At 38.1% G+C, this 19,661-nt stretch carries 19 protein-coding genes; all 19 read left to right on the top strand.

The window, feature by feature from the left end; all coding sequences use genetic code 11:
• Positions 1-28 precede the first annotated feature (28 nt).
• The 19 genes from lpxK (at position 29) to cas9 (ending at position 19,656) form a co-directional block, all read left to right on the top strand.
• Positions 29-1,156, top strand: a complete 1,128-nt coding sequence (gene lpxK, locus EO114_RS01780) for a tetraacyldisaccharide 4'-kinase (RefSeq protein ID WP_127061184.1) — start codon at positions 29-31, stop codon at positions 1,154-1,156.
• A gap of 1 nt (position 1,157) precedes the next feature.
• A complete protein-coding gene (gene kdsB / locus EO114_RS01775) occupies positions 1,158-1,889 on the top strand; it encodes a 3-deoxy-manno-octulosonate cytidylyltransferase (RefSeq protein WP_127061182.1) in 732 nt (243 codons plus the stop codon).
• A 26-nt stretch (positions 1,890-1,915) separates the two neighbouring features.
• Complete coding sequence (kdsA, locus tag EO114_RS01770) at positions 1,916-2,734, top strand: 3-deoxy-8-phosphooctulonate synthase (protein WP_126940622.1); 819 nt, start codon at positions 1,916-1,918, stop codon at positions 2,732-2,734.
• A gap of 27 nt (positions 2,735-2,761) precedes the next feature.
• Positions 2,762-3,733 carry an SIS domain-containing protein gene (locus EO114_RS01765; RefSeq protein WP_062401935.1) on the top strand — a complete coding sequence of 324 codons (972 nt, stop codon included), beginning with the start codon at positions 2,762-2,764 and terminating at the stop codon, positions 3,731-3,733.
• Positions 3,733-4,254 (top strand): HAD family hydrolase, encoded by a 522-nt coding sequence (locus tag EO114_RS01760; RefSeq protein ID WP_009353671.1) that lies wholly within the window; start codon positions 3,733-3,735, stop codon positions 4,252-4,254. The genes EO114_RS01765 and EO114_RS01760 overlap by 1 nt, the downstream gene beginning before the upstream one ends.
• Positions 4,255-4,267: 13 nt before the next feature.
• Entirely contained in the window at positions 4,268-5,197 is a 930-nt protein-coding gene (locus EO114_RS01755; RefSeq protein WP_062401929.1) for a lysophospholipid acyltransferase family protein, read from the top strand.
• Positions 5,184-5,714 (top strand): LPS export ABC transporter periplasmic protein LptC, encoded by a 531-nt coding sequence (gene lptC / locus EO114_RS01750; RefSeq protein ID WP_127061180.1) that lies wholly within the window; start codon positions 5,184-5,186, stop codon positions 5,712-5,714. Before EO114_RS01755 ends, lptC begins: the two co-directional genes overlap by 14 nt.
• 11 nt (positions 5,715-5,725) lie before the next feature.
• Positions 5,726-6,460: an LptA/OstA family protein gene (locus EO114_RS01745; RefSeq protein ID WP_127061178.1), complete on the top strand. Its 735-nt coding sequence runs from the start codon at positions 5,726-5,728 to the stop codon at positions 6,458-6,460.
• 9 nt (positions 6,461-6,469) lie between these two features.
• Positions 6,470-7,189, top strand: coding sequence for an LPS export ABC transporter ATP-binding protein (gene lptB / locus EO114_RS01740; protein WP_062401918.1), 720 nt, complete (start codon positions 6,470-6,472; stop codon positions 7,187-7,189).
• An 8-nt stretch (positions 7,190-7,197) separates the two neighbouring features.
• A complete protein-coding gene (locus EO114_RS01735; protein ID WP_009353054.1) occupies positions 7,198-8,289 on the top strand; it encodes an LptF/LptG family permease in 1,092 nt (363 codons plus the stop codon).
• 173 nt (positions 8,290-8,462) lie between these two features.
• Positions 8,463-9,644, top strand: a complete 1,182-nt coding sequence (locus tag EO114_RS01730; RefSeq protein ID WP_009353051.1) for a DUF3084 domain-containing protein — start codon at positions 8,463-8,465, stop codon at positions 9,642-9,644.
• Positions 9,645-9,654: 10 nt separating this feature from the next.
• Positions 9,655-10,077, top strand: a complete 423-nt coding sequence (locus EO114_RS01725; protein ID WP_126940607.1) for a hypothetical protein — start codon at positions 9,655-9,657, stop codon at positions 10,075-10,077.
• Positions 10,078-10,088: 11 nt separating this feature from the next.
• Positions 10,089-10,958, top strand: a complete 870-nt coding sequence (locus EO114_RS01720) for a YitT family protein (RefSeq protein ID WP_127061176.1) — start codon at positions 10,089-10,091, stop codon at positions 10,956-10,958.
• Positions 10,959-11,009: 51 nt separating this feature from the next.
• The gene (gene lepB / locus EO114_RS01715; RefSeq protein WP_127061174.1) at positions 11,010-11,612 is read left to right on the top strand and encodes a signal peptidase I; all 603 of its coding nucleotides are present in this window, start codon (positions 11,010-11,012) and stop codon (positions 11,610-11,612) included.
• Between the two features lie 72 nt (positions 11,613-11,684).
• Positions 11,685-12,218, top strand: coding sequence for a cob(I)yrinic acid a,c-diamide adenosyltransferase (cobO, locus tag EO114_RS01710; RefSeq protein WP_127061172.1), 534 nt, complete (start codon positions 11,685-11,687; stop codon positions 12,216-12,218).
• Positions 12,219-12,417: 199 nt separating this feature from the next.
• The gene (locus tag EO114_RS01705) at positions 12,418-12,813 is read left to right on the top strand and encodes a class II SORL domain-containing protein (protein WP_127061170.1); all 396 of its coding nucleotides are present in this window, start codon (positions 12,418-12,420) and stop codon (positions 12,811-12,813) included.
• A gap of 271 nt (positions 12,814-13,084) precedes the next feature.
• The gene (locus tag EO114_RS01700) at positions 13,085-14,314 is read left to right on the top strand and encodes an aspartate kinase (RefSeq protein ID WP_126940603.1); all 1,230 of its coding nucleotides are present in this window, start codon (positions 13,085-13,087) and stop codon (positions 14,312-14,314) included.
• 27 nt (positions 14,315-14,341) lie between these two features.
• On the top strand, positions 14,342-15,037 hold the full coding sequence (locus EO114_RS01695; protein ID WP_127061168.1) for a TVP38/TMEM64 family protein: 696 nt from the start codon (positions 14,342-14,344) through the stop codon (positions 15,035-15,037).
• 488 nt (positions 15,038-15,525) lie between these two features.
• Complete coding sequence (gene cas9 / locus EO114_RS01690) at positions 15,526-19,656, top strand: type II CRISPR RNA-guided endonuclease Cas9 (protein ID WP_127061166.1); 4,131 nt, start codon at positions 15,526-15,528, stop codon at positions 19,654-19,656.
• Positions 19,657-19,661: the final 5 nt, after the last annotated feature.

Below are 19,661 nucleotides of genomic sequence, written 5' to 3'. Positions count from 1 at the left end.
ACTAAGGGGATACGGAGGAGGTTTACTCATGAAAGGAGAACAACTCTTTAAGCATATCATTAGTGGACAGATGGAAGGCTCCTTAGGAGATGCTCTGCGCAATGGTTTAGAAAAGGCTAGTAAAGTCTATGAAAGAGTCGTAGAATATCGCAATGAACGCTATAACCACCCACACCGAGTATTGCGAATGCCAGTGCCGGTCATTAGTATAGGAAATATTACAGTTGGAGGCACGGGCAAAACACCCATGGTACGTTATGTATGTGAAACATTAGATACAGCCCAACATACAGTGAGCGTCTTAAGCCGTGGTTACAAAGCAGATAATAATAAAAAGCCTATTGTCGTATCTAGACGAGGGGCTGTGGATGTATCCTCTTTTATTAGTGGTGATGAAGCTTGGTTATTGGCAAAAACATTACCTAATGCGAATGTTATTATTGGTTCAAAACGAGTAGAGTCTGCAAAAATTGCCGTTGAAGATATGCAATCCGATGTGCTTGTTTTGGATGATGGATTTCAGCATCGTGCCTTAGGCCGTGATGCAGATATTGTGTTGATTGATGCAAGTCACCCATTTGGTTATGGTGCGGTATTGCCAAGAGGACTTCTACGAGAACCATTGGAAAACTTGAAGAGAGCTACCTATATTGTGTTAACGAAAACGAATCAAGTGGATTCGGAACAACTAGAAGAACTACGTGCAGAGATTCATTCCTTGGCACCTCTTGTTCCTGTAGCAGAAACCATTCATCAAACAGTGGGCTTTCAAACCTTGGAAGAATGGAGCCATAATGGCCCGATTCATGATATTAGTGACTATGATGGCACTCCATTGCTAGCGATTAGTGGCATTGGACAACCTAGTTCGTTCATTGCTAATTTAGAAAGCTATGGATTTACGGTGCAGGATATGATGAGCTTTGGTGACCATCATGATTATTCCGAAGATGATGTTGTAAAGCTATGGCAACATTGCTTTAAAACGGGGATTCAAGGCATCATTACAACGGAAAAAGATGCAGTTAAGTTATCACAAGTACGGGCTATACGAGATTTAAAAATCCCTGTTTATGTATTAGTGATAGGTATTGAATTTACCAAAGGTGAAGAAGATTTTAAATCTTATGTCTTGCAAATAGCAAAGGGGAAGTAATATGCGTATAGCTTGTATTATTCCAGCTCGTTATGGATCTACTCGATTACCGGGAAAACCGCTGGCGATGATTGGTAATAAGCCAATGATTCAACGAGTGTATGAACAAGTTTCAAAAGCCACTGAAATTCATGAGGTCATTGTGGCCACTGATGATGAACGGGTATATGAGGCGGTCATCCAATTTGGTGGGCAAGTTATGATGACAAGAGCTGATCATTTGACGGGTACTGACCGTTTAGCAGAAGTAGCATCTACAAGAACTGATATTGATGTGATTATCAATGTTCAAGGTGATGAGCCGTTGATTGATGCTTCAGTTATCGATGCATTGGCACGTCAATTTAAAAAAGATGTAACCTTACAAATGGGGACGGTAGGCTGTCCTTTGTTAGAATCAGAATATAATGAGCCTAGTGCTGTCAAGGTAATTGTAAATCGCCTAGGGAATGCCATGTATTTTTCCCGTTCTTTAATTCCTCATCCTAGACATGCATTTGTGGTTCCTCCACTCAAGCATGTAGGCATGTATGGATATAATCGTCAGTTTCTATTAACATATGCTAAGATGGAACCGACACCAGCAGAATTAACTGAATCTTTAGAGCAGTTACGAGCCTTAGAAAATGGATATACCATTCGGGTCATTACTACGGACCAACGCTTTGTGGGCGTAGATACACCAGAAGATTTAGAACGAGTGAATGAAATATTTCACCAATTGGAAGCATAAACAATTTCGTTTAGAAAGGAGATACTATGAAAACAGTACAAGTAGGCAACCTTACACTTGGTGGAGGTAAAGGCTTATTTTTATTAGCAGGCCCATGCGTAATTGAGGGCTATGAACGTACATTGGAGATTGGTCGTCGTGCGAAAGCAATTTGTGATAAAGTGGGTATTCCTTACGTATTCAAAGCTTCCTTTGATAAAGCCAATCGCTCTAGCTATTCTTCCTTCCGTGGCCCAGGCCTCGTAGAAGGTTTAGAAATTTTGAAAGCTATTAAAGAAGAGTTGCAGGTACCAGTGGTAAGTGATATTCATGATATTACTCAAATTGAACCAGCTGCTGAAGTGTTGGATATCCTTCAAATTCCAGCATTCTTGTGCCGTCAAACTGATTTGGTATACGGAGCTGCGGCTACTGGAAAATGCGTGAATGTGAAAAAAGGTCAATTTATGGCTCCTAAAGATATGAGCAATGTGTTGAAAAAAATGGAAGAATCCGGCAATCAGAACTTAATGTTGACAGAACGTGGATTTAGCTTTGGCTATAATAATTTAGTGGTAGACATGAGATCCTTCCCGATTATGCGTTCCTTTGAGTATCCAGTTATTTTTGATGCTACGCATTCCGTACAATTACCAGGTGGGGCAGGTACAGCTTCTTCTGGTCAACGTGAATTTGTTGCGAACCTAGCACGCGGTGCTGTAGCAAGTGGTGTAGATGGATTGTTCTTTGAAGTTCATGATAATCCAGAAGAAGCCCTTTCAGATGGGCCAAACATGTTATATTTAGACTCTTTAGAAGAACTATTAACTGATTTAGTGGCTATCGATAAAATCGTAAAAAAATAGTACAGATATAAAGGATGCAGGTGAACTATGAAGATACTTGAACGAGCAGCACAAGTGCTCCAAGAAGAATCAAAAGCAGTGTTAGACTTAATTGAAACATTAGATCATCGTTTTGAAACGGCTGTAGAGTTAATTTTAGCAGCTAAGGGACGCGTGGTCTGTACAGGTATGGGAAAATCTGGACATATTGCACGAAAAATTTCGGCTACATTAGCGAGTACAGGTACACCTGCATTATTTTTACACCCTGGTGAAGGGGTACATGGTGATTTAGGGATGGTAACATCTGATGATGTAGTATTAGCTTTCTCAAATAGTGGGGAAACTAGTGAAGTCATTAGCTTATTGCCTTCCTTGCGCCGTATTGGTGCTAAATTAATTTCTGTAGTGGGAAACCCAAGTTCTACATTGGGAAAAAATTCTGATGTAGTCTTGGTTGTGTGTGTAGATAAAGAAGCCTGTCCGTTAGGGCTAGCTCCCACTAGTAGTACCACCGCAGCATTAGCATTAGGTGATGCATTAGCAGTATGCTTATTAGATCAACATAAATTTACGCCAGAAAACTTTGCTGTATTCCATCCAGGTGGTTCCCTAGGTCGTAAATTATTGCTCACAGTAGAAAATATTATGCATAGCGGAGATAACAATCCTATTATTCATAAGGGTGCTACTGTGCAAGATGCATTATTTGTCATGACCAACAAAGGACTTGGAGCAGCTAACGTAGTAGATGAAGAAGGTAAATTAATCGGATTAGTAACGGATGGAGATATTCGACGTGGTCTAGATTCTGGATGCAATTTCCTAGTATGGTCTGTGGAAGATATGATGACAAAATCACCGCGTACCATTACTAAAGATAAACTAGCGGCAGAAGCGCTACATATGATGGAGAAAAATCAGCCTCGTCCGATTACTGTATTACCAGTTGTTGGACAGGATGGAATGAGCCTTGGTTTAGTACATATTACAGATTTATTGCGGAGAGGTATTGTGTAATGGCAATACGTTGTTTAGCCTTAGATGTAGATGGAGTACTTACAAAAGGTGAGATTATTTATACATCTAGTGGAGAAGAAGTGAAAGCTTTTCACGCAAAAGATGGTTTAGGATTAGCTTTGGCGAAGCGCATGGGATTGCAAACAGCCATTATTACTGGGCGTACATCTTTCATGGTAGAAAGACGAGCAAAAGAGTTAAACATTTCTCATATTCAAATGGGAAGTCATAATAAGAGTGCTGCCTTACAGGAACTCTTACATACATTACAATTAGAGGCTCATGAAGTAGCTTATATGGGCGATGATCTCAATGATTTAGGCATTATGTCTAAAGTAGGATTAGCTATGACACCACAGGATGGTGTATCAGAAGTGCAAGCAGTAGCTCACTATATCTGTCAAGCAAAAGGCGGAGAAGGAGCTGTGCGAGAAGCAGTGGAGTATATTTTAAAGCAAGAAGGACTTTGGGAGGATGCTGTGCGTACATATCGTGAGGAATCCTATCAAGTAGGTCAATAGAAAGGAGGCTTTCATGGCAGGAGAATGGCAATATACAGCCTTAAAAACACTAAGTAAGTTAGTTTGTACATTACCTTATTCTACAATCTTATCCATTGGAGCATCTCTAGGACCTTTATATAGATTAGTAGGGAAAAAACAGGTCAAACGAGGATTACATAACCTCATGATTGGCCTTTCTATAGATGAAAAAGAAGCGAATGCTATATTAGGTCGACTCTTTCAAAACTTAGGTCGCTCCGTTATGGAAATGTTGTACATGCCGAACTTAACACCTCAGTTCATTAAAGAACATATTGAAATGCGTGGATTAGAGCATTTAGATGCAGCCTTAGCAGAAGATAAAGGTGTTATTATTTTGACGGCTCATGTAGGCAACTGGGAATGGATGGGAGCAGCCTTAGCGGCCCATGGGTATCCGTCTACAACGATTGTTAAAAAGCAGCCTAATGCTCAATTTACTAGATTGCTGAATGAATACCGTGAAATGGTAGGTTTAGAAGTATTTGCTCGTGGTGGATCCGAAATGAGGGGTGCTGCGCAAGCAATGAAAGCGAAGAAACTATTGGGATTTTTAGCGGATCAAGATGGATGGTATCAAGGATTACCTGTCATGTTCTTGGGACAAGAATCATCAGCAGTGACGGGACCAGCATCATTTGCGAAAAAATTTAAAGCCCCTGTAGTTCCTGTATTTGCTTCTCGTAAAGAGAAAGGGCACATTGTACATATATTACCTCCTTTATATTATGAAGATACAGGTGATGTAGAGAAAGATATGTTCCGCTTAACAGAAGCGACTGTTAAAATTACGGAAGATTTTATTAAGGAACATCCAGACGAATGGTTATGGTTCCAACATCGTTGGAATACTAAAATTCATGAAATTGTAGATATTGAACATAAACTACAAGTACGGGAGGCTGTGCATGAAGAACAATAAAAAACTTCTCCTCACGATTGTGGTAGGCATTTTAATTCTTTTGGGAGTTGGATATTTTTTGTATGGTGGAGTAGAAACCACCACGATGGGACCTTCTGGAAATTCTATTAGTTTTAATGGAACAGAATTGAAAGAAGAAAAAAATGGACAACTTATTTGGTCTGTCAAAGCAGAAAAGATAAGTGTTGATCAGGTCACAAAAGTAGTTACCTTAGAAAATGTAACAGGGGCGTTTCATAAGGATGGAAAAATACTTACAGTGAAAGCACCAAAAGGCGTGGTATCTAAAGACCATGGACAGATTACATTATCTGGTGGCATTGAGGCTATCTCTAGTACGGGTGCAACTCTTCGCACAGAAGGGCTAGAGTATAGAAGTAAAGAACAGTTATTTAAGTCAACTTCTAAATTTATTTACACCGATGTTGACACAACATTAGAAGGTGATGTGTTAGAAGGCGATATGATTTTGCAGCAAGTAACAGCAAAAGGTCATGCTAAATTGATTCGCAAGTAGGAAGGATATTCATGAAAATACAACGTTTAATCATGGCTGCTCTTATGGGTGGTGCTATGATGATTCCCGTATGGGCAGCGCCAACGGATGCAAATCCTGCTGGTAACAGTAATTTAATGATTACAGCCGATCAGTTGACATATGATGGAGTTAGTGGTCGTGCTGAGGTAAAAGGTAGTGTAGTTATTACCAAAGATGATAAGACTATGACTGGTGCTATAGGTTGGTATAATACGAACACACAAGAAGGATTTTTAACTGGTGGAGTGAGTATGATAGGCACTAATATGTCAATGGCAGCATCAGAAGTGCATGTATTACATAATCATCAATTTGATGCTACAGGTAATGTGCATTTACAAAAAGATGATCGTCAACTATACGGTGATCATGTAAACTATAATACGGAAACTGGTTATGGTGAAATTATTGGTAATGGACAGTTAATGGTGGCTGATAACATCTTGACTGGAGAACATATTACAGCATTTACAAACGAAATCTCTGCCACAGCGAAAGGGAATGTAACCGTATCTAGTACAAGTCGTAATATAAATGCCACAGCAGATGAAGCTATATATACGCAGACTCCAAATCAAAATGATGGAGTGGCTTATTTAAAAGGGAATGCAAGAGCTGTACAAAATGGTAATGTCTTAGAAGCGCCAGAATTAAAAATTCAACTTAGTGATAATAGTGCAGAAACGCTTGGTGGGCGCAGTACCTTAATCATTACTCCAAAGTAAGGAGAATTTATGTTTATACAAACCAAGGATTTAGTAAAAACCTATAAATCAAGAAATGTAGTGGATAAAGTGAGTGTTCGTGTGGAGGAAGGCGAAATTGTGGGATTGTTAGGCCCTAATGGAGCAGGCAAGACAACTACTTTTTATATGATTGTAGGTGTAGAAAAACCTAGTTCAGGAAGTATCTGCATCGGTGATGTGGATGTGACCCATATGCCGATGTATAAACGATCTGCCTATGGTATTGGATATTTGCCACAGGAAGCCTCTATTTTTCGTAATCTAACCGTTGAAGATAATATTTTAGCTATGTTAGAAACTACGGATCTTTCTAAAGTAGAACAAAAGGCAACCATGGAGTCTTTATTAGAAGAATTTCATATTACCCACGTACGTGACCGCTTGGGCATTCAGTTGTCCGGTGGTGAGCGACGTCGTGTAGAAATTGCTAGAGCCATTGCTTTAAATCCTAAGTTTATATTACTGGATGAACCTTTTGCAGGGGTTGATCCTATTGCGGTAGCAGATATTCAATCTATTATTCGTCATTTGAAAGATCGAGGGATTGGAGTGCTGATTACAGACCATAATGTACGTGAAACATTAGGGATTGTAGATAAAGCTTACATTTTAAATAGTGGTACGATTTTATTAGAAGGTACAGCCGATGAAGTGGCTACGAGCGATGTGGCTCGTAAGTTTTATTTAGGTGATGATTTCCGAATGTAGGAGTGGGTATGAGAATTTTAGATAAATATATATTGAAAGCTTTCATAGGGCCATTTCTGTTTGGGATTTTTGCCTTTACTAGTATTTTTATTGGTACAGGCACGCTATTTCGTATTGCCCAGTATATTACAGAATATGGGGCTAGTTTATGGTCTGTGACTAGAGCCTTTTTATTGGCATTACCGAATATTGTAATATTAACCTTTCCTATGTCTGTCCTACTAGGATCGCTTATGACATTTGGTCGATTAAGTGGTAGTAGTGAAATTATCGTGATGCGTGCGGGGGGACAAAACTTTTTACGTTTGGCCACACCTGTATATATCATGGCATTTCTTATTTCTCTTTGCTCTATTGCTTTTAATGAATATGTAGTGCCAGCAGCAAACCACGCGTATCAAACGATTATCCGTGAGGAGATTATGAAACGTGCTACCCCACAAACACAGGAACATATTGTATTAAAAACATTAGCGGACAAAAAGATTAACACTTTAATGTATGCAGGTAAATATGATAGCTCTACTAAACTGTTGTCCGATATTACAGTGCAACAATTTACGGATGGACAAGTGACACAAATTGAACGTGCTAAAACTGCGAATTGGAACGGTCAATACTGGATTATGCACGATGGTACTATTTATGATATTAATGCATCTGGTGAGGGTATCGATCGAACTATGAAGTTTGAAGAACAAGTATTGCCAATTACGCAAGATCCAGATAAAATTAGTCGATCTCAACGTAAGCCAGAAGAGATGACCATCAAAGAGATTAGACAGCAAATCAAAGCGATGGAGGCTACTGGTGGTAAAATTACAGAATGGCAAATGGAAATGTATCAACGCTTTACTATTCCTGTAGCAAGCTTTATTTTTGCCTTGGTAGGAGCACCATTAGGTTTACAAAAACAACGGTCTAGCTCTTCTATTGGATTTGGCATTTCTGTGTTAGTTATCTTTATTTATTATGGGGTAATGACATTGTCTGGAGCCCTAGGTAAAGGAGGGGCGTTACCACCAGTATTGGCAGCGTGGATTCCTAATACGTTAGGTGTATTAGCTGGTTTATATTTAAACTGGAGAGTATCTAAATAATAAGATTTAACAAGGGTAGCATTACTAATCTAGTAAGTAATGCTACTCTTTTATATCTTGATTGCAGATGAGTATATGGAGACCTTTTATTGTATAACCATTGTAGTGTACTAGGGATTTTGATATACTAAGTAAAGATATAGGACTAGTATTTTACATTGAGGTATATGACCATGTTAGTAGGACTACGGATTCTCCTTATTATTACCATTATGGGGGGATTAATTGCATTTTTAGGCGATAAAATCGGCACTAAAGTAGGGAAACGGAGGATGAGTTTGTTTGGGTTGCGTCCTAAACATACATCTATTATTGTGACTATTGTAACGGGGATATTCATTTCTGCTGCTACGATAGGCGTGTTGAGTATTGCTTCAAACAATGTACGGACCGCTTTATTTGGTATGGATAAATTGAAAGCTGAAATGGCGCAACTTTCAGCAGATATAGATCAAAAAACGAAGGCATTACAACAAAGTAATGATGAATTGAATCAAAAAAATAAACAATTGCAAAAGGTACAAAGTGATGTACAAGCAACGGAGCAAGAGTTAGAAGAAACTCGCAGCGCTTTATCTAGCATGGGAGACCAATTAGTATCGATTCAAGATGCCTATGCAGAAGCGGAACAAAAACTTGTTAACTCAAATGCAGAAGTAGGACGGTTAGAACAGGTACGTACACAATTGGAAAGCCATGTACAAGATCTACAATTAACTACGAAACAATTAGAAGATGGTATCAATCATGTGCGTGAAGGGAACGTGGTATTCCGTAATGGAGAAGTTTTATCTCAAGCTGTGATTCGACCTGGCTTAGGAGAAGTAGAAAGCATGGCTGCTTTAACAAGCTTCTTGAAAGACACGAATCGTCTTATTTTAAATCGATTCCAAATGGAAGAAGAAAAGACAGTCATTTATGTGAGCCGGGATAACTTAAATGAAGTAGCAAAAGTAGTAGCCTCTACGGATAAACCATTGATGATTCGCGTTACTGCTTCAGCAAATATTATTTATGGAGAACCGGCGCTAGCAGAAATTCATGCATATCCTCATGATATGGTTTTCAAAAAAGATACAGTCCTTTGGTCATCTCTGATAGATGGTGGTAAAAGTGCGCAAGACCAAGTGTTGGCATTTTTAAAAGAAGTCAATGGGGAAGCGAAAAAACACGGTATATTACCAGATCCTATTACAGGTGAAGTCGGTTCTTTACCGGGAAATGAGTTATTTATTACTATTCGTAAAATAGAAAATCAACGTGGCCCCGTACGATTAGAGGCAGTCACAAGAGAAGATACTTTCACTAGTGGACCTGTACAAATTATGTTACGCGTCATTCCAGTGAATCAGTGAGGAGTGGACTATGGTATTGGAACCCTACGTATTGGCAGTTGATCCAGGGCGTGATAAAACAGGCGTTGCCATTCTAACAAAAACAGCTCAATTAGTGATGATGGATATTGTGTCTACTGCATCAGTTCAAAAGGAATTAGAAACTTTGCTGGCTATGTATCCAACAATAACCTATATGGTTTGTGGTAATGGAACGAATCACAAAGTGGTGGGATCCATAGTTAAAACACTAGCAATATCACAAGAAAGAGCATTTGCATTCATGAATGAAAAGCATACCACAGAAGAGGCAAGGCGCCGTTATTTTGAGGTGCATCCACCGACAGGGTGGAAAAAATTAGTGCCTAAAGGCATGTTATATCCTCCAGTTCCGGTCGATGATATTACGGCATGGATTATTGGAGAACGTTGGTTATTAGTTAATGAGGAGTGAGTATCCAAAGGATGAAAGAACATAAAAGCAGAAAACGAAAGATAATGGATATGGTTATGCGATACTTTATGATGATTATTGGAGCGGCCATTTATACCTATGGACTAGATGTATTTTTAGTGCCAAATCACCTTATCGATGGTGGCGTTGTAGGTATTGCCTTGATGGCTAGTAGGTTATCTGGTATATCATTTAGTGTACTCGTTATGTTAATTAACCTACCATTTTTATATGTAGGGTATATGCAAATTGGTAAAAGTTTTACCATATCAACCCTATTTGCTATAGCGTGTATTTCCGTATTTTCTGCTTTCATGCATCAAGTACCTCCTATTGTACATGATCCCTTGTTGGCTTCAGTCTTCGGCGGTATTATTCTGGGGCTTGGAGTAGGTATTATTATACGAAATGGTGGGTCCTTAGATGGCTCTGAAATTGTAGCTATCATTTTTGATAAAAAGAGTTCCTTTTCCGTAGGTGAAATCGTTATGTTCCTGAACTTCTTTATTTTAGGAGCAGCGGGATTTGTATATGATTGGAATAGTGCCATGTATTCCTTGATTGCCTATTTTGTAGCTTACAAAATGATGGACCTAGTTATTACTGGGGTGGAAGAATCTAAAGGAGTTATGGTCATTACTGATAAATCGGAAGAGGTCGCTGATGTAGTGATGCATCGCTTAGGTCGTGGAGTTACTTTATTGTACGGCGAAGGGGCCTATACTAAGACCCCAAAGCGTATTATTTATTGTGTTGTGACGCGATTGGAATTAACAAAATTGAAAGATATTATTTACGAAGTGGATGAGAATGCTTTTATCACCATCAATGATGTACATGATGTATTTGGTGGTCAATTTGGTAAAAAATCAATTCATTAATAGATAATTGTAAGATACGTATCATTGCGTATCCTTAGAATAGGAGGGTCTATGGAAAAAGATACAGCCATAGGAAGTCAAATTTTGAAAGAAGTTCGTGAGTGGTTACAAGCCATTGTTGTAGCTCTTATTGTAGCCATGTTAACGCATATATTTATTGTGCAGCCCACGAGAGTGTCCGGCGAATCCATGGAGGATACTTTACATAATGGGGATTTCCTATTAATTAGTAAATGGTCTCATGTAATGCGAGATGTACCAAACTATGAAGATATCGTTATCATTGATAGTCGCGTGCAACGAGAGCGTTCTTGGAAAGATGATGTGATGGAACCACTTTTGAACTATGCCAGCGTGGTGGTACCATCCTTACAAGGTCATGATGTATGGGTCAAACGTGTCATCGGTCGCCCAGGAGATACGCTGGAGTTCAAAGAAGGTCATGTATGGAGAAATGGCGAAAAATTGAACGAACCATATACAAAGAAAGAGACGATGAAGTTTGAACGATCCTTACCAATTACAGTACCAGAAGGACATGTATTTGTAATGGGAGACAATCGTAATCATTCCTCTGACAGTCGTTTTATCGGATTTGTGCCAGCTGATCATGTACTTGGTAAATTGGCATACCATATACGTAATCCATTTTAATTGTATATACTACTGCGGAATCCTATGCCTTGTCATGGGATTTCCATATACCCAAAGAAAGGGGGAACTGACATGAGTGAAGGTTTAATTTTAGTGAATACTGGGGACGGTAAAGGTAAAACGACAGCAGCCCTTGGCGTGGCGTTACGTTCTGCAGGTTGTGGACGGAAGGTGTTGATTCTTCAATTTATAAAAAGTGGTGCTAACTATGGTGAATTGGCAGGGATTGCATTACTACCAACGGTAGAGATTCGATCGATGGGGAAAGGGTTTATCTTTCATAAACAAGAAGAGTCGGAAGAGAAGATGAAGGAACATCAAGCGGCAGCGAAAGAAGCGTGGGCCATGGTGGAACAAGAAGTGCAGTCGGGTCAATGGGACTTGATTATCCTCGATGAAATCAACTATGCCATTCATTATGGGTTGGTGGACGTAGAGACAGTAGTAGATTTATTGAAACGCAAACCAGAGGGATTAGATATGATTCTGACAGGACGCAATGCACGACCAGAGATTATTGAATTGGCACATACGGTGACGGAAATGAAAGTCATTAAGCATGCGTACCAACAGGGGATTAAGGCAAAGCGTGGCATAGAGTTTTAGCTTAGGTGGTCTAAGTATGTGTTTGACTAATAGATGTTGCAAAAAATAGAAGGCTTATGCAAAAACCACATCGAAAATCTTAAAAATAGTTCTTGCGTAAGTGACGAAAAACAAGTACAATATTAGTGTACTAATTTAGTGCTTTACATGGAAAGGTTTTCATGTTTGGATATGATATTAATTCAAGGGGGTTATACCTATGGCTATCACAAATTATGTAAAAACAGCTGAATTCGCAACAGAAAAACACGTTCCAGTTATCACAGCACCTGACACTGTAAAAGCTGGCGAACGCGTAGTGATCGAATTAGAAGTAGGCAAAGAAATTGCACATCCTAACACTGTAGAACATCATATTTCTTGGATCAAATTGTACTATGTAGAAGAAGGTACAAAACTTCCTTACGAAGTAGCTCGTCTTGAGTTCAACGTACACGGCGAAGCTCCTACAGGTGCTAATGAAGGTCCTGTACACGCTGAAGCAGCTGGTGTTGTTACAGCATCTTTCAAAAAATCTGGTCGCTTGATTGCAACTTCTTACTGCAACATCCACGGCTTGTGGGAATCTGAAAAAGATATAGTTGTAGAAGGCTAATTTTGGATTAGACATCTAACTGAATTGATTATGATAAGGACTGTTACCCCTAGTAAGGGATGACAGTCCTTTATTATTACGTATAGAATTTGTATAGGCATAGACTGTTGTATAATATAGTAAAAATATATATAGAAATATCTACCTTAAAAAGACAAATGTATGATAAAAATAGTAAAATATTACAAAAATCCTTTACTTTAGTAGCGTAGTATGGTAGATTAATATAGATATTATTTTATACTTTGTATCTTATAAATGAGGGATTGCAGTGGCATTAATTGTGAAAAAATTTGGTGGTAGCTCTGTAGCGACACCTGAAAAAATATTTAACATTGTAAATCGCGTGTTGCGCGACAAACAACCAGATGATCGTGTTGTGGTTGTTGTTTCAGCTATGGGCGATACAACAGATGACTTGGTGAGCTTGGCGAAAGAAGTCACATCTATGCCGTATGGTCGTGAAATGGACCGTCTTTTGTCCACTGGTGAGCAAGTGACGATTGCATTGATGGCATTAGCATTCCAAGCAAAAGGTCATGCAGCGGTGTCTATGACAGGTGAGCAAGCTGGGATTGCGACTAGCGATACCTTTGGGAAAGCACGTATTTTAGATATTGAACCGAAACGTGTGCTAGATGCTTTAGAAGCCGGTAACATTGTGGTTGTGGCGGGTTTCCAAGGCATGACGGAAGCAGGAGATATTACTACATTGGGTCGTGGCGGTTCTGATACAACAGCCGTAGCATTAGCAGGTGCTATGAAAGCCGATGTATGTGAAATCTTTACAGATGTAGATGGGGTATACTCCACAGATCCACGAGTGGCACCAGGAGCTGTGAAATTGAAAGAAATCACCTATGGTGAAATGCTAGAAATGGCCCGCTTAGGAGCAGGGGTTATGCAACCAAGAGCGGTCGAAATGGGACATCGGTATGGGGTGCCAATTCATGTACGATCTACTTTCAGTGATGAAGAAGGCACGATAATTCGAGAGGAGTATACAATGAAAGCAAATCAATACGCTATTACAGGCGTTGCAGATGATACAAATGTAGCAAAAGTAAGTCTTGTAGGTGTAGAAAATGTACCGGGTGTGGCGCATCAAGTATTCCAAGCGTTGGCAAATAAGAGCATTGATGTAGACATGATCGTACAAAGTATTCGCACTACAGATGACAAGCGCACGGATATCGTGTTTACCATTACACGTGATGATGTGAATTTAGCGAAACAAGTACTTGAAGAACTTGGTCAATCCATGTCTATCGAAGAATGTGTCATTAATGAAAATATGGCAAAAGTTTCCATCATCGGTGCTGGTATGTTGGGACAACCAGGTGTAGCAGCAAAAATGTTTGGTATTTTATCTGATGAAGGTGTGAATATCGAGATTATCAGTACATCTGAAATCAGTATTTCCTGCCTTATCGGAGAGGAACATATTAAAACAGCTGTACGAGCTATTCACGATAAATTAATTTTAGACGGCAGAGGTTAAGTAACAATTAGAAAAGAAGGTATAGGAATGAATGATAAGAAAAAGGAACGGTATATACAACTAGGGTTGTTAAGCGGATTAGTAGCACTGGGTCTTCTAGTGTACGTCCTTGTTCCAGGTTTCTATGATGATATGTGGGAATTAATCCTTTCTGGTGATGTACAACGCATGGCAGAGGTATTACAATCCTATGGGCCATGGGCCATGGTGATAAGCTTTGCTCTGGATGTGCTCATCAATGCATTGGGATTTTTACCATCCATCTTCTTTTCTACAGCCAATGGCTTGTTATTTGGTGTGGTGCCGGGGATTATTATTTCTTGGTTAGCAGAGACTGTAGGTGTGGTGCTTAGTTTTATGATTATGCGCTACATTTTGCGAGATACGGCACATAAGGTCATTGAAAAGAGCGAGTTTTTACTGAAAGTAGATGACTTTAGTGGTAAAAATGGTTTAGTTATGATGCTTTTTGCTAGATCTATTCCATATTTTCCAAGTGGAATCATCACAGCCTTAGGAGCCATTAGTCAAATCTCCTTACGGGATTACATCATTGCGAACTTGATTGGTAAGTTTCCATCTACCGCACTAGAAGTGATTGTGGGTCATGATACGGTGCTGTTACAAGATAATCTAGGACGATTGGCAGTAGTGGTGCTCGTTGCTACGGTTATCTATTTCCTGTTGTGGAAAGGATACCAACGGTGGGCTAAACAGCGGTAATATAAAATGATGCCTCCTACTATTTGTAGGATTGGTGTATCTCACTGTTTGAGACAGTGAGGTATTTACTAGGACAATCTATGATCTTAATATACGAGTAAATATATAAAAAGGAACGTTGATAATGTTTGATCAACGTTCCTTTTTTCGGTCTTATGATACTTTGTTTAGTCGTTAGTATAACGTAATATGATTTATGTATGGTATCGTGCTTTAAAAGAAGGATAATAAAAAACTCAATTCTTAATGAATTGAGTTAAGTACCCACAGCGGGTGCCCCAAGGGCGATGAAAATAAATTCGTATTTGAACTAGTAGTGTGATTCTGTAAATGTCTCAAACCCTTGAGACACCTTTATTGTATACAGAAAAAGATATGGAGTCAAGGGTTTTTTAGTAGTATAATACAATTAAATAACAAGCGGTAATATTCATCTTGAATTATTGTAAGGGATTATTTCATGGTAGTTGATCAAAAGGAGAAGAACGATGAGTAATTTTGACAATCATAAGGATTCAATTTGTAAACACAAAGGTCTAAAGAAGGGGAATTACTATATAGGGTTAGATATTGGGACGAATTCAGTAGGCTGGGCAGCTACAAATGAGCAATATGAGTTGTTGAAATTTAAATCTCATAAAATGTGGGGATCTAGACTGTTTGCAGAGGCACAAACAGCTGTTGATACACGTATGAAGCGGTCTGCTCGTCGTCGTCTGCAACGTCGTAAATTTCGCCTGTTACTATTAGAAGAATTATTTGCTAAGGCTATCAATGCTGCGGATGATACTTTTTTTCTTCGACTTCATGAATCGAAATATCATGTAGAAGATAAAACAAATCCAGTGAAATATACACTGTTCATGGACAAAGATTACACAGATGTGGATTACTACAAGGAATTTCCTACTATCTATCATTTGCGTCATCATTTGATGACAGAAGGCACGAAAGATATTCGTTTGTTATTTTTGGCGATTCATCATATCTTAAAATATCGGGGAAACTTTTTGTATGGGAAAAAAGAATTTTCTGTAGATGGAGAGATGTATTCAGTTCTTAGATCTACTTTAGAAGAACTAGGTTTTGGAAGCTATGTGGAGGATGAAAGTGTGCTCCAGTCTATAGCCAATTTAGTGCTAGATAGAGGTATTGTACGAAGTGAAAAGGTAAAGCAGATAGAGCCGTTGATTGCACAAGGAAAAAAATTATCCAGTGTAGAAAAAAACAGGTTAAAAGCTTGGGCTTATCTCATCATGGGCTTGAAAGCTAATTTGGTCAATCTATTTACAGATGAGGATGTAGAAGTAGTACTTCCAGAAGAAAAAGAATTTAAGACTATTAATTTACATGAAGGTATCTATGAGGATGTACGGGATGCTTATGAAGATGCCTGGGGAGACCGATTTGTAATTGTTGATCAATGTAAGGTTTTACACGATATCATTGTGATTAGCTCTATTATAAAGCCTGGACAATCTTTGTCAGAGGCAAAAATAGAATCCTATGATCAACATAAAGATGATCTAGGGCTCTTAAAATCTGTGCTGAAAGAGGATAAAAAATTATATGATGACATGTTTGTTGTAGATATAGATAAAGGTACAAATTACGTTAAATATATTAAGCAAGGTGTGAATGGTAATACCTCTACAACACAAGAAGCGTTTTATAAGTATGTTAGAAAAGTACTCTCCGTATTACCAGAAACAGAACATACAAAATGTATAGTGCAGAAAATAGAAGAAGGTCTTTTTTTACCATTGCAACGAATCAGTAAAAATGGAGTAGTACCTTATCAACTGCATAAAGAAGAATTAGCACGCATTCTAGAAAAAGCAAAGCTAAACTTCCCATTTTTAAATGAAGTAGAAGATGGATTGACGGTAGCGGATAAAATTATATCTATCTTAGAATTTAAAATCCCGTATTATGTGGGGCCATTGAATCCAACACACTCCATTGAAAATGGTGGTTTTGCTTGGGTTGTCCGTAAAGAAGCAGGACAAGTATTGCCATGGAACTTTGAACAAAAAGTTGACGTCCAAGCATCGGCGGTTAAATTCATTGAAAACTTAACTAACAAATGTACCTATTTAATCGACCAAGATGTGTTACCTAAATATTCCTTGCTCTATGCGGAGTTTTCGTTGCTGAATGAATTGAACAATATTCGTGTCAACGATAAACCATTACCTGTAGATGTGAAACAAGCATTTATCCGAGACCATTTTATATCCTTGCAAGATAGTAAAACAGCTACGAAAAAAGTGGTGGCAAAATATTTAGTAGGTAATAACTATGTGTCACAACCGCCTATCATCACAGGCATGGACCAACAGATTGCTACGAAGTTAACATCCCACAGAGACATGACTCGTATCCTAGGGGAACATTTTGACTATGCCATGGCAGAAGATATCATTCGATATATCACTATCTTTGGTGAAAGTAAAGATATGTTGCGACAAGTGTTGAAAAACTATTATGGAGATCGTCTTACTACAGAACAAATTAAAAAATTAGGGAAACTTACCTATACAGGTTGGGGTAGATTGTCTAAAAAATTCTTGTCCGATATTTGGGGTATGAAAAAGAATGATGACGATGCAGAAGCAGGTACTATCATTGAGCATATGCGTGAGGGGCAGGAAAATTTGATGCAACTATTGAGCTCTTCTTATTCTTTCATTGATGTGGTCCAAGAATATGTGACAAACGTATTGGGAGCCAAAGAAAAGACAGCATTTGAAATGTTAGAAGATTTATCCTTATCGCCGATGGTAAAACGTAGCGTATGGCAAACATTGCGCATCCTTGATGAGATCGTATCTATACGTAAAGAACTACCAAAGAAAATATTTGTAGAAGTAGCTCGCACAAATAAAGCGGATAAAAAACGTACTCAGTCTAGAAAAGCACTGTTGGAAGAGTTATATGAACAAATTAAAGATGAAGATGTACATGTTTTGCAACAAGAATTGGAATCTAAAGAAGATTCTGCTCTGAATAGTAAAAAGCTATACTTATACTTTATACAAATGGGGCATTGTATGTATTCTGGCCGTAGAATCGATATTCATGAATTGTTTACAGATAAGTATGATATCGACCATATATATCCGCGTAGCTTAACAAAGGATGACAGTTGGCATAATATTGTGTTAGTGGAAAAACAATTAAATGCAGAGAAAACAGACCGGTTTCCAATTTTATCGGCTATTCAATCTAAGCAAAAAGGATTTTGGAAATTATTATGGGATAGGGGATTTATTTCCGAAAAGAAATATGATCGTTTAGTTCGTACAACAGACTTAACCGATGAGGAACTCAATCAGTTTATCAATCGTCAGATGGTATCTACGAATCAGTCTGTTAAGGCGGTTACTACTTTATTACATCAACTGTATCCAGAGACAGAAGTAGTATTTTCTAAAGCAGAAAATGTATCTGATTTTAGGCACGATTATGACTTTGTAAAAGTGCGCTCTATTAATCATCATCATCATGCAAAAGATGCGTACCTAAATATCGTAGTAGGCAATGTGTATCATGAAAAGTTTACGAAAAACTTTTTATCCTTTGCTAAACAAAAAGGGACACATCGTACCTATAATTTAACAAAAATGTTTGAATATGAAATTAAATTAACAGAAGAATCTAAGAAGGTGATCTGGGATCCTAATATTCATATGGACATAGTGAAAAAGATGATGAAAAGTAATGATGTACGTGTTACACAACGGGCGGTACCTCAAAAAGGTGGTCTATCTGATGAAACTATATACAAAAAAGGAATCGCTAAACGTGGTGTATATCTGCCATTGAAATTATCTGATGAACGTGTAAGAGATGTGGAAAAATATGGTGGAAGAACATCGATTACCATTTCTGAATACATCATTTTGAATATTAGAGATACTTCGGACAAAGAACGAATTGAATTATTTTCTCTACCACTTTATGTAGCGGGTAAAAAAGATATTCATAAGGCAATAGAAGAGGTGTATTTATCTACTTGTAAAAAACCTACGTCAGTGGTAGACATCCAAATACTATATCGAGGACTATATATTGGTAGTAAAGTAAATATTAATGGTTTTACTTATTATATGGGTGGTAAAACAGGCTCTAATGTTTCTATCGATAGTGCAGTTGATGTGGTAATGGATATAACATCGAGTGTATATATTAAATTGCTAGAAAAAGTAGCTATTAAAAAGATAGAAAACCCAAAAACATTCCGTATTGAGAATATAAAAACATCTTATAATCATAAAGAGGTTAGAGTTAGTAAAGAACAAAATATTGCCTTATATCAAGAGTTGTTAAAAAAACTTGATACTCCTCTATTTTCTAAGATGAAAGGAAATAAATTAGAAGAGTTTCGAACAGTTGGCTTTGGTACATTCATAGCATTATCTATAGAGGACCAAGCTAGTGTGCTATTGGAAGTGTTGAATGTGTTAACGAACTTTAAAACAAAACGAGATATTACAAAAATTGGCATGACTAGTTCTCGTTCTACACTGGGGATTAATATATCTAATACGGAACAATTTAGCGTTATTACAACATCTATCACAGGCTTATATGAACAAGAAATTAAAATAAAATAGGAGAT

This window comes from Veillonella sp. 3627 (assembly GCF_003992195.1).
Classification (GTDB): Bacteria; Bacillota; Negativicutes; order Veillonellales; family Veillonellaceae; genus F0422.
The sequence above is the reverse complement of the archived record's forward strand: the minus strand, read 5'-3'. Positions and strand labels throughout refer to the sequence as shown.

What these genes read in the sequence shown, in the direction of transcription:
- cas9 (WP_127061166.1), top strand. Translation starts at nt 15,526, where the DNA reads ATGAGTAATTTTGACAATCATAAGGATTCAATTTGTAAACACAAAGGT.
- EO114_RS01695 (WP_127061168.1), top strand. Translation starts at nt 14,342, where the DNA reads ATGAATGATAAGAAAAAGGAACGGTATATACAACTAGGGTTGTTAAGC.
- EO114_RS01705 (WP_127061170.1), top strand. Translation starts at nt 12,418, where the DNA reads ATGGCTATCACAAATTATGTAAAAACAGCTGAATTCGCAACAGAAAAA.
- EO114_RS01760 (WP_009353671.1), top strand. Translation starts at nt 3,733, where the DNA reads ATGGCAATACGTTGTTTAGCCTTAGATGTAGATGGAGTACTTACAAAA.
- EO114_RS01725 (WP_126940607.1), top strand. Translation starts at nt 9,655, where the DNA reads ATGGTATTGGAACCCTACGTATTGGCAGTTGATCCAGGGCGTGATAAA.
- EO114_RS01720 (WP_127061176.1), top strand. Translation starts at nt 10,089, where the DNA reads ATGAAAGAACATAAAAGCAGAAAACGAAAGATAATGGATATGGTTATG.
- EO114_RS01755 (WP_062401929.1), top strand. Translation starts at nt 4,268, where the DNA reads ATGGCAGGAGAATGGCAATATACAGCCTTAAAAACACTAAGTAAGTTA.
- lpxK (WP_127061184.1), top strand. Translation starts at nt 29, where the DNA reads ATGAAAGGAGAACAACTCTTTAAGCATATCATTAGTGGACAGATGGAA.
- lptC (WP_127061180.1), top strand. Translation starts at nt 5,184, where the DNA reads ATGAAGAACAATAAAAAACTTCTCCTCACGATTGTGGTAGGCATTTTA.
- cobO (WP_127061172.1), top strand. Translation starts at nt 11,685, where the DNA reads ATGAGTGAAGGTTTAATTTTAGTGAATACTGGGGACGGTAAAGGTAAA.
- EO114_RS01735 (WP_009353054.1), top strand. Translation starts at nt 7,198, where the DNA reads ATGAGAATTTTAGATAAATATATATTGAAAGCTTTCATAGGGCCATTT.
- EO114_RS01745 (WP_127061178.1), top strand. Translation starts at nt 5,726, where the DNA reads ATGAAAATACAACGTTTAATCATGGCTGCTCTTATGGGTGGTGCTATG.
- EO114_RS01730 (WP_009353051.1), top strand. Translation starts at nt 8,463, where the DNA reads ATGTTAGTAGGACTACGGATTCTCCTTATTATTACCATTATGGGGGGA.
- EO114_RS01765 (WP_062401935.1), top strand. Translation starts at nt 2,762, where the DNA reads ATGAAGATACTTGAACGAGCAGCACAAGTGCTCCAAGAAGAATCAAAA.
- kdsB (WP_127061182.1), top strand. Translation starts at nt 1,158, where the DNA reads ATGCGTATAGCTTGTATTATTCCAGCTCGTTATGGATCTACTCGATTA.
- kdsA (WP_126940622.1), top strand. Translation starts at nt 1,916, where the DNA reads ATGAAAACAGTACAAGTAGGCAACCTTACACTTGGTGGAGGTAAAGGC.
- lptB (WP_062401918.1), top strand. Translation starts at nt 6,470, where the DNA reads ATGTTTATACAAACCAAGGATTTAGTAAAAACCTATAAATCAAGAAAT.
- lepB (WP_127061174.1), top strand. Translation starts at nt 11,010, where the DNA reads ATGGAAAAAGATACAGCCATAGGAAGTCAAATTTTGAAAGAAGTTCGT.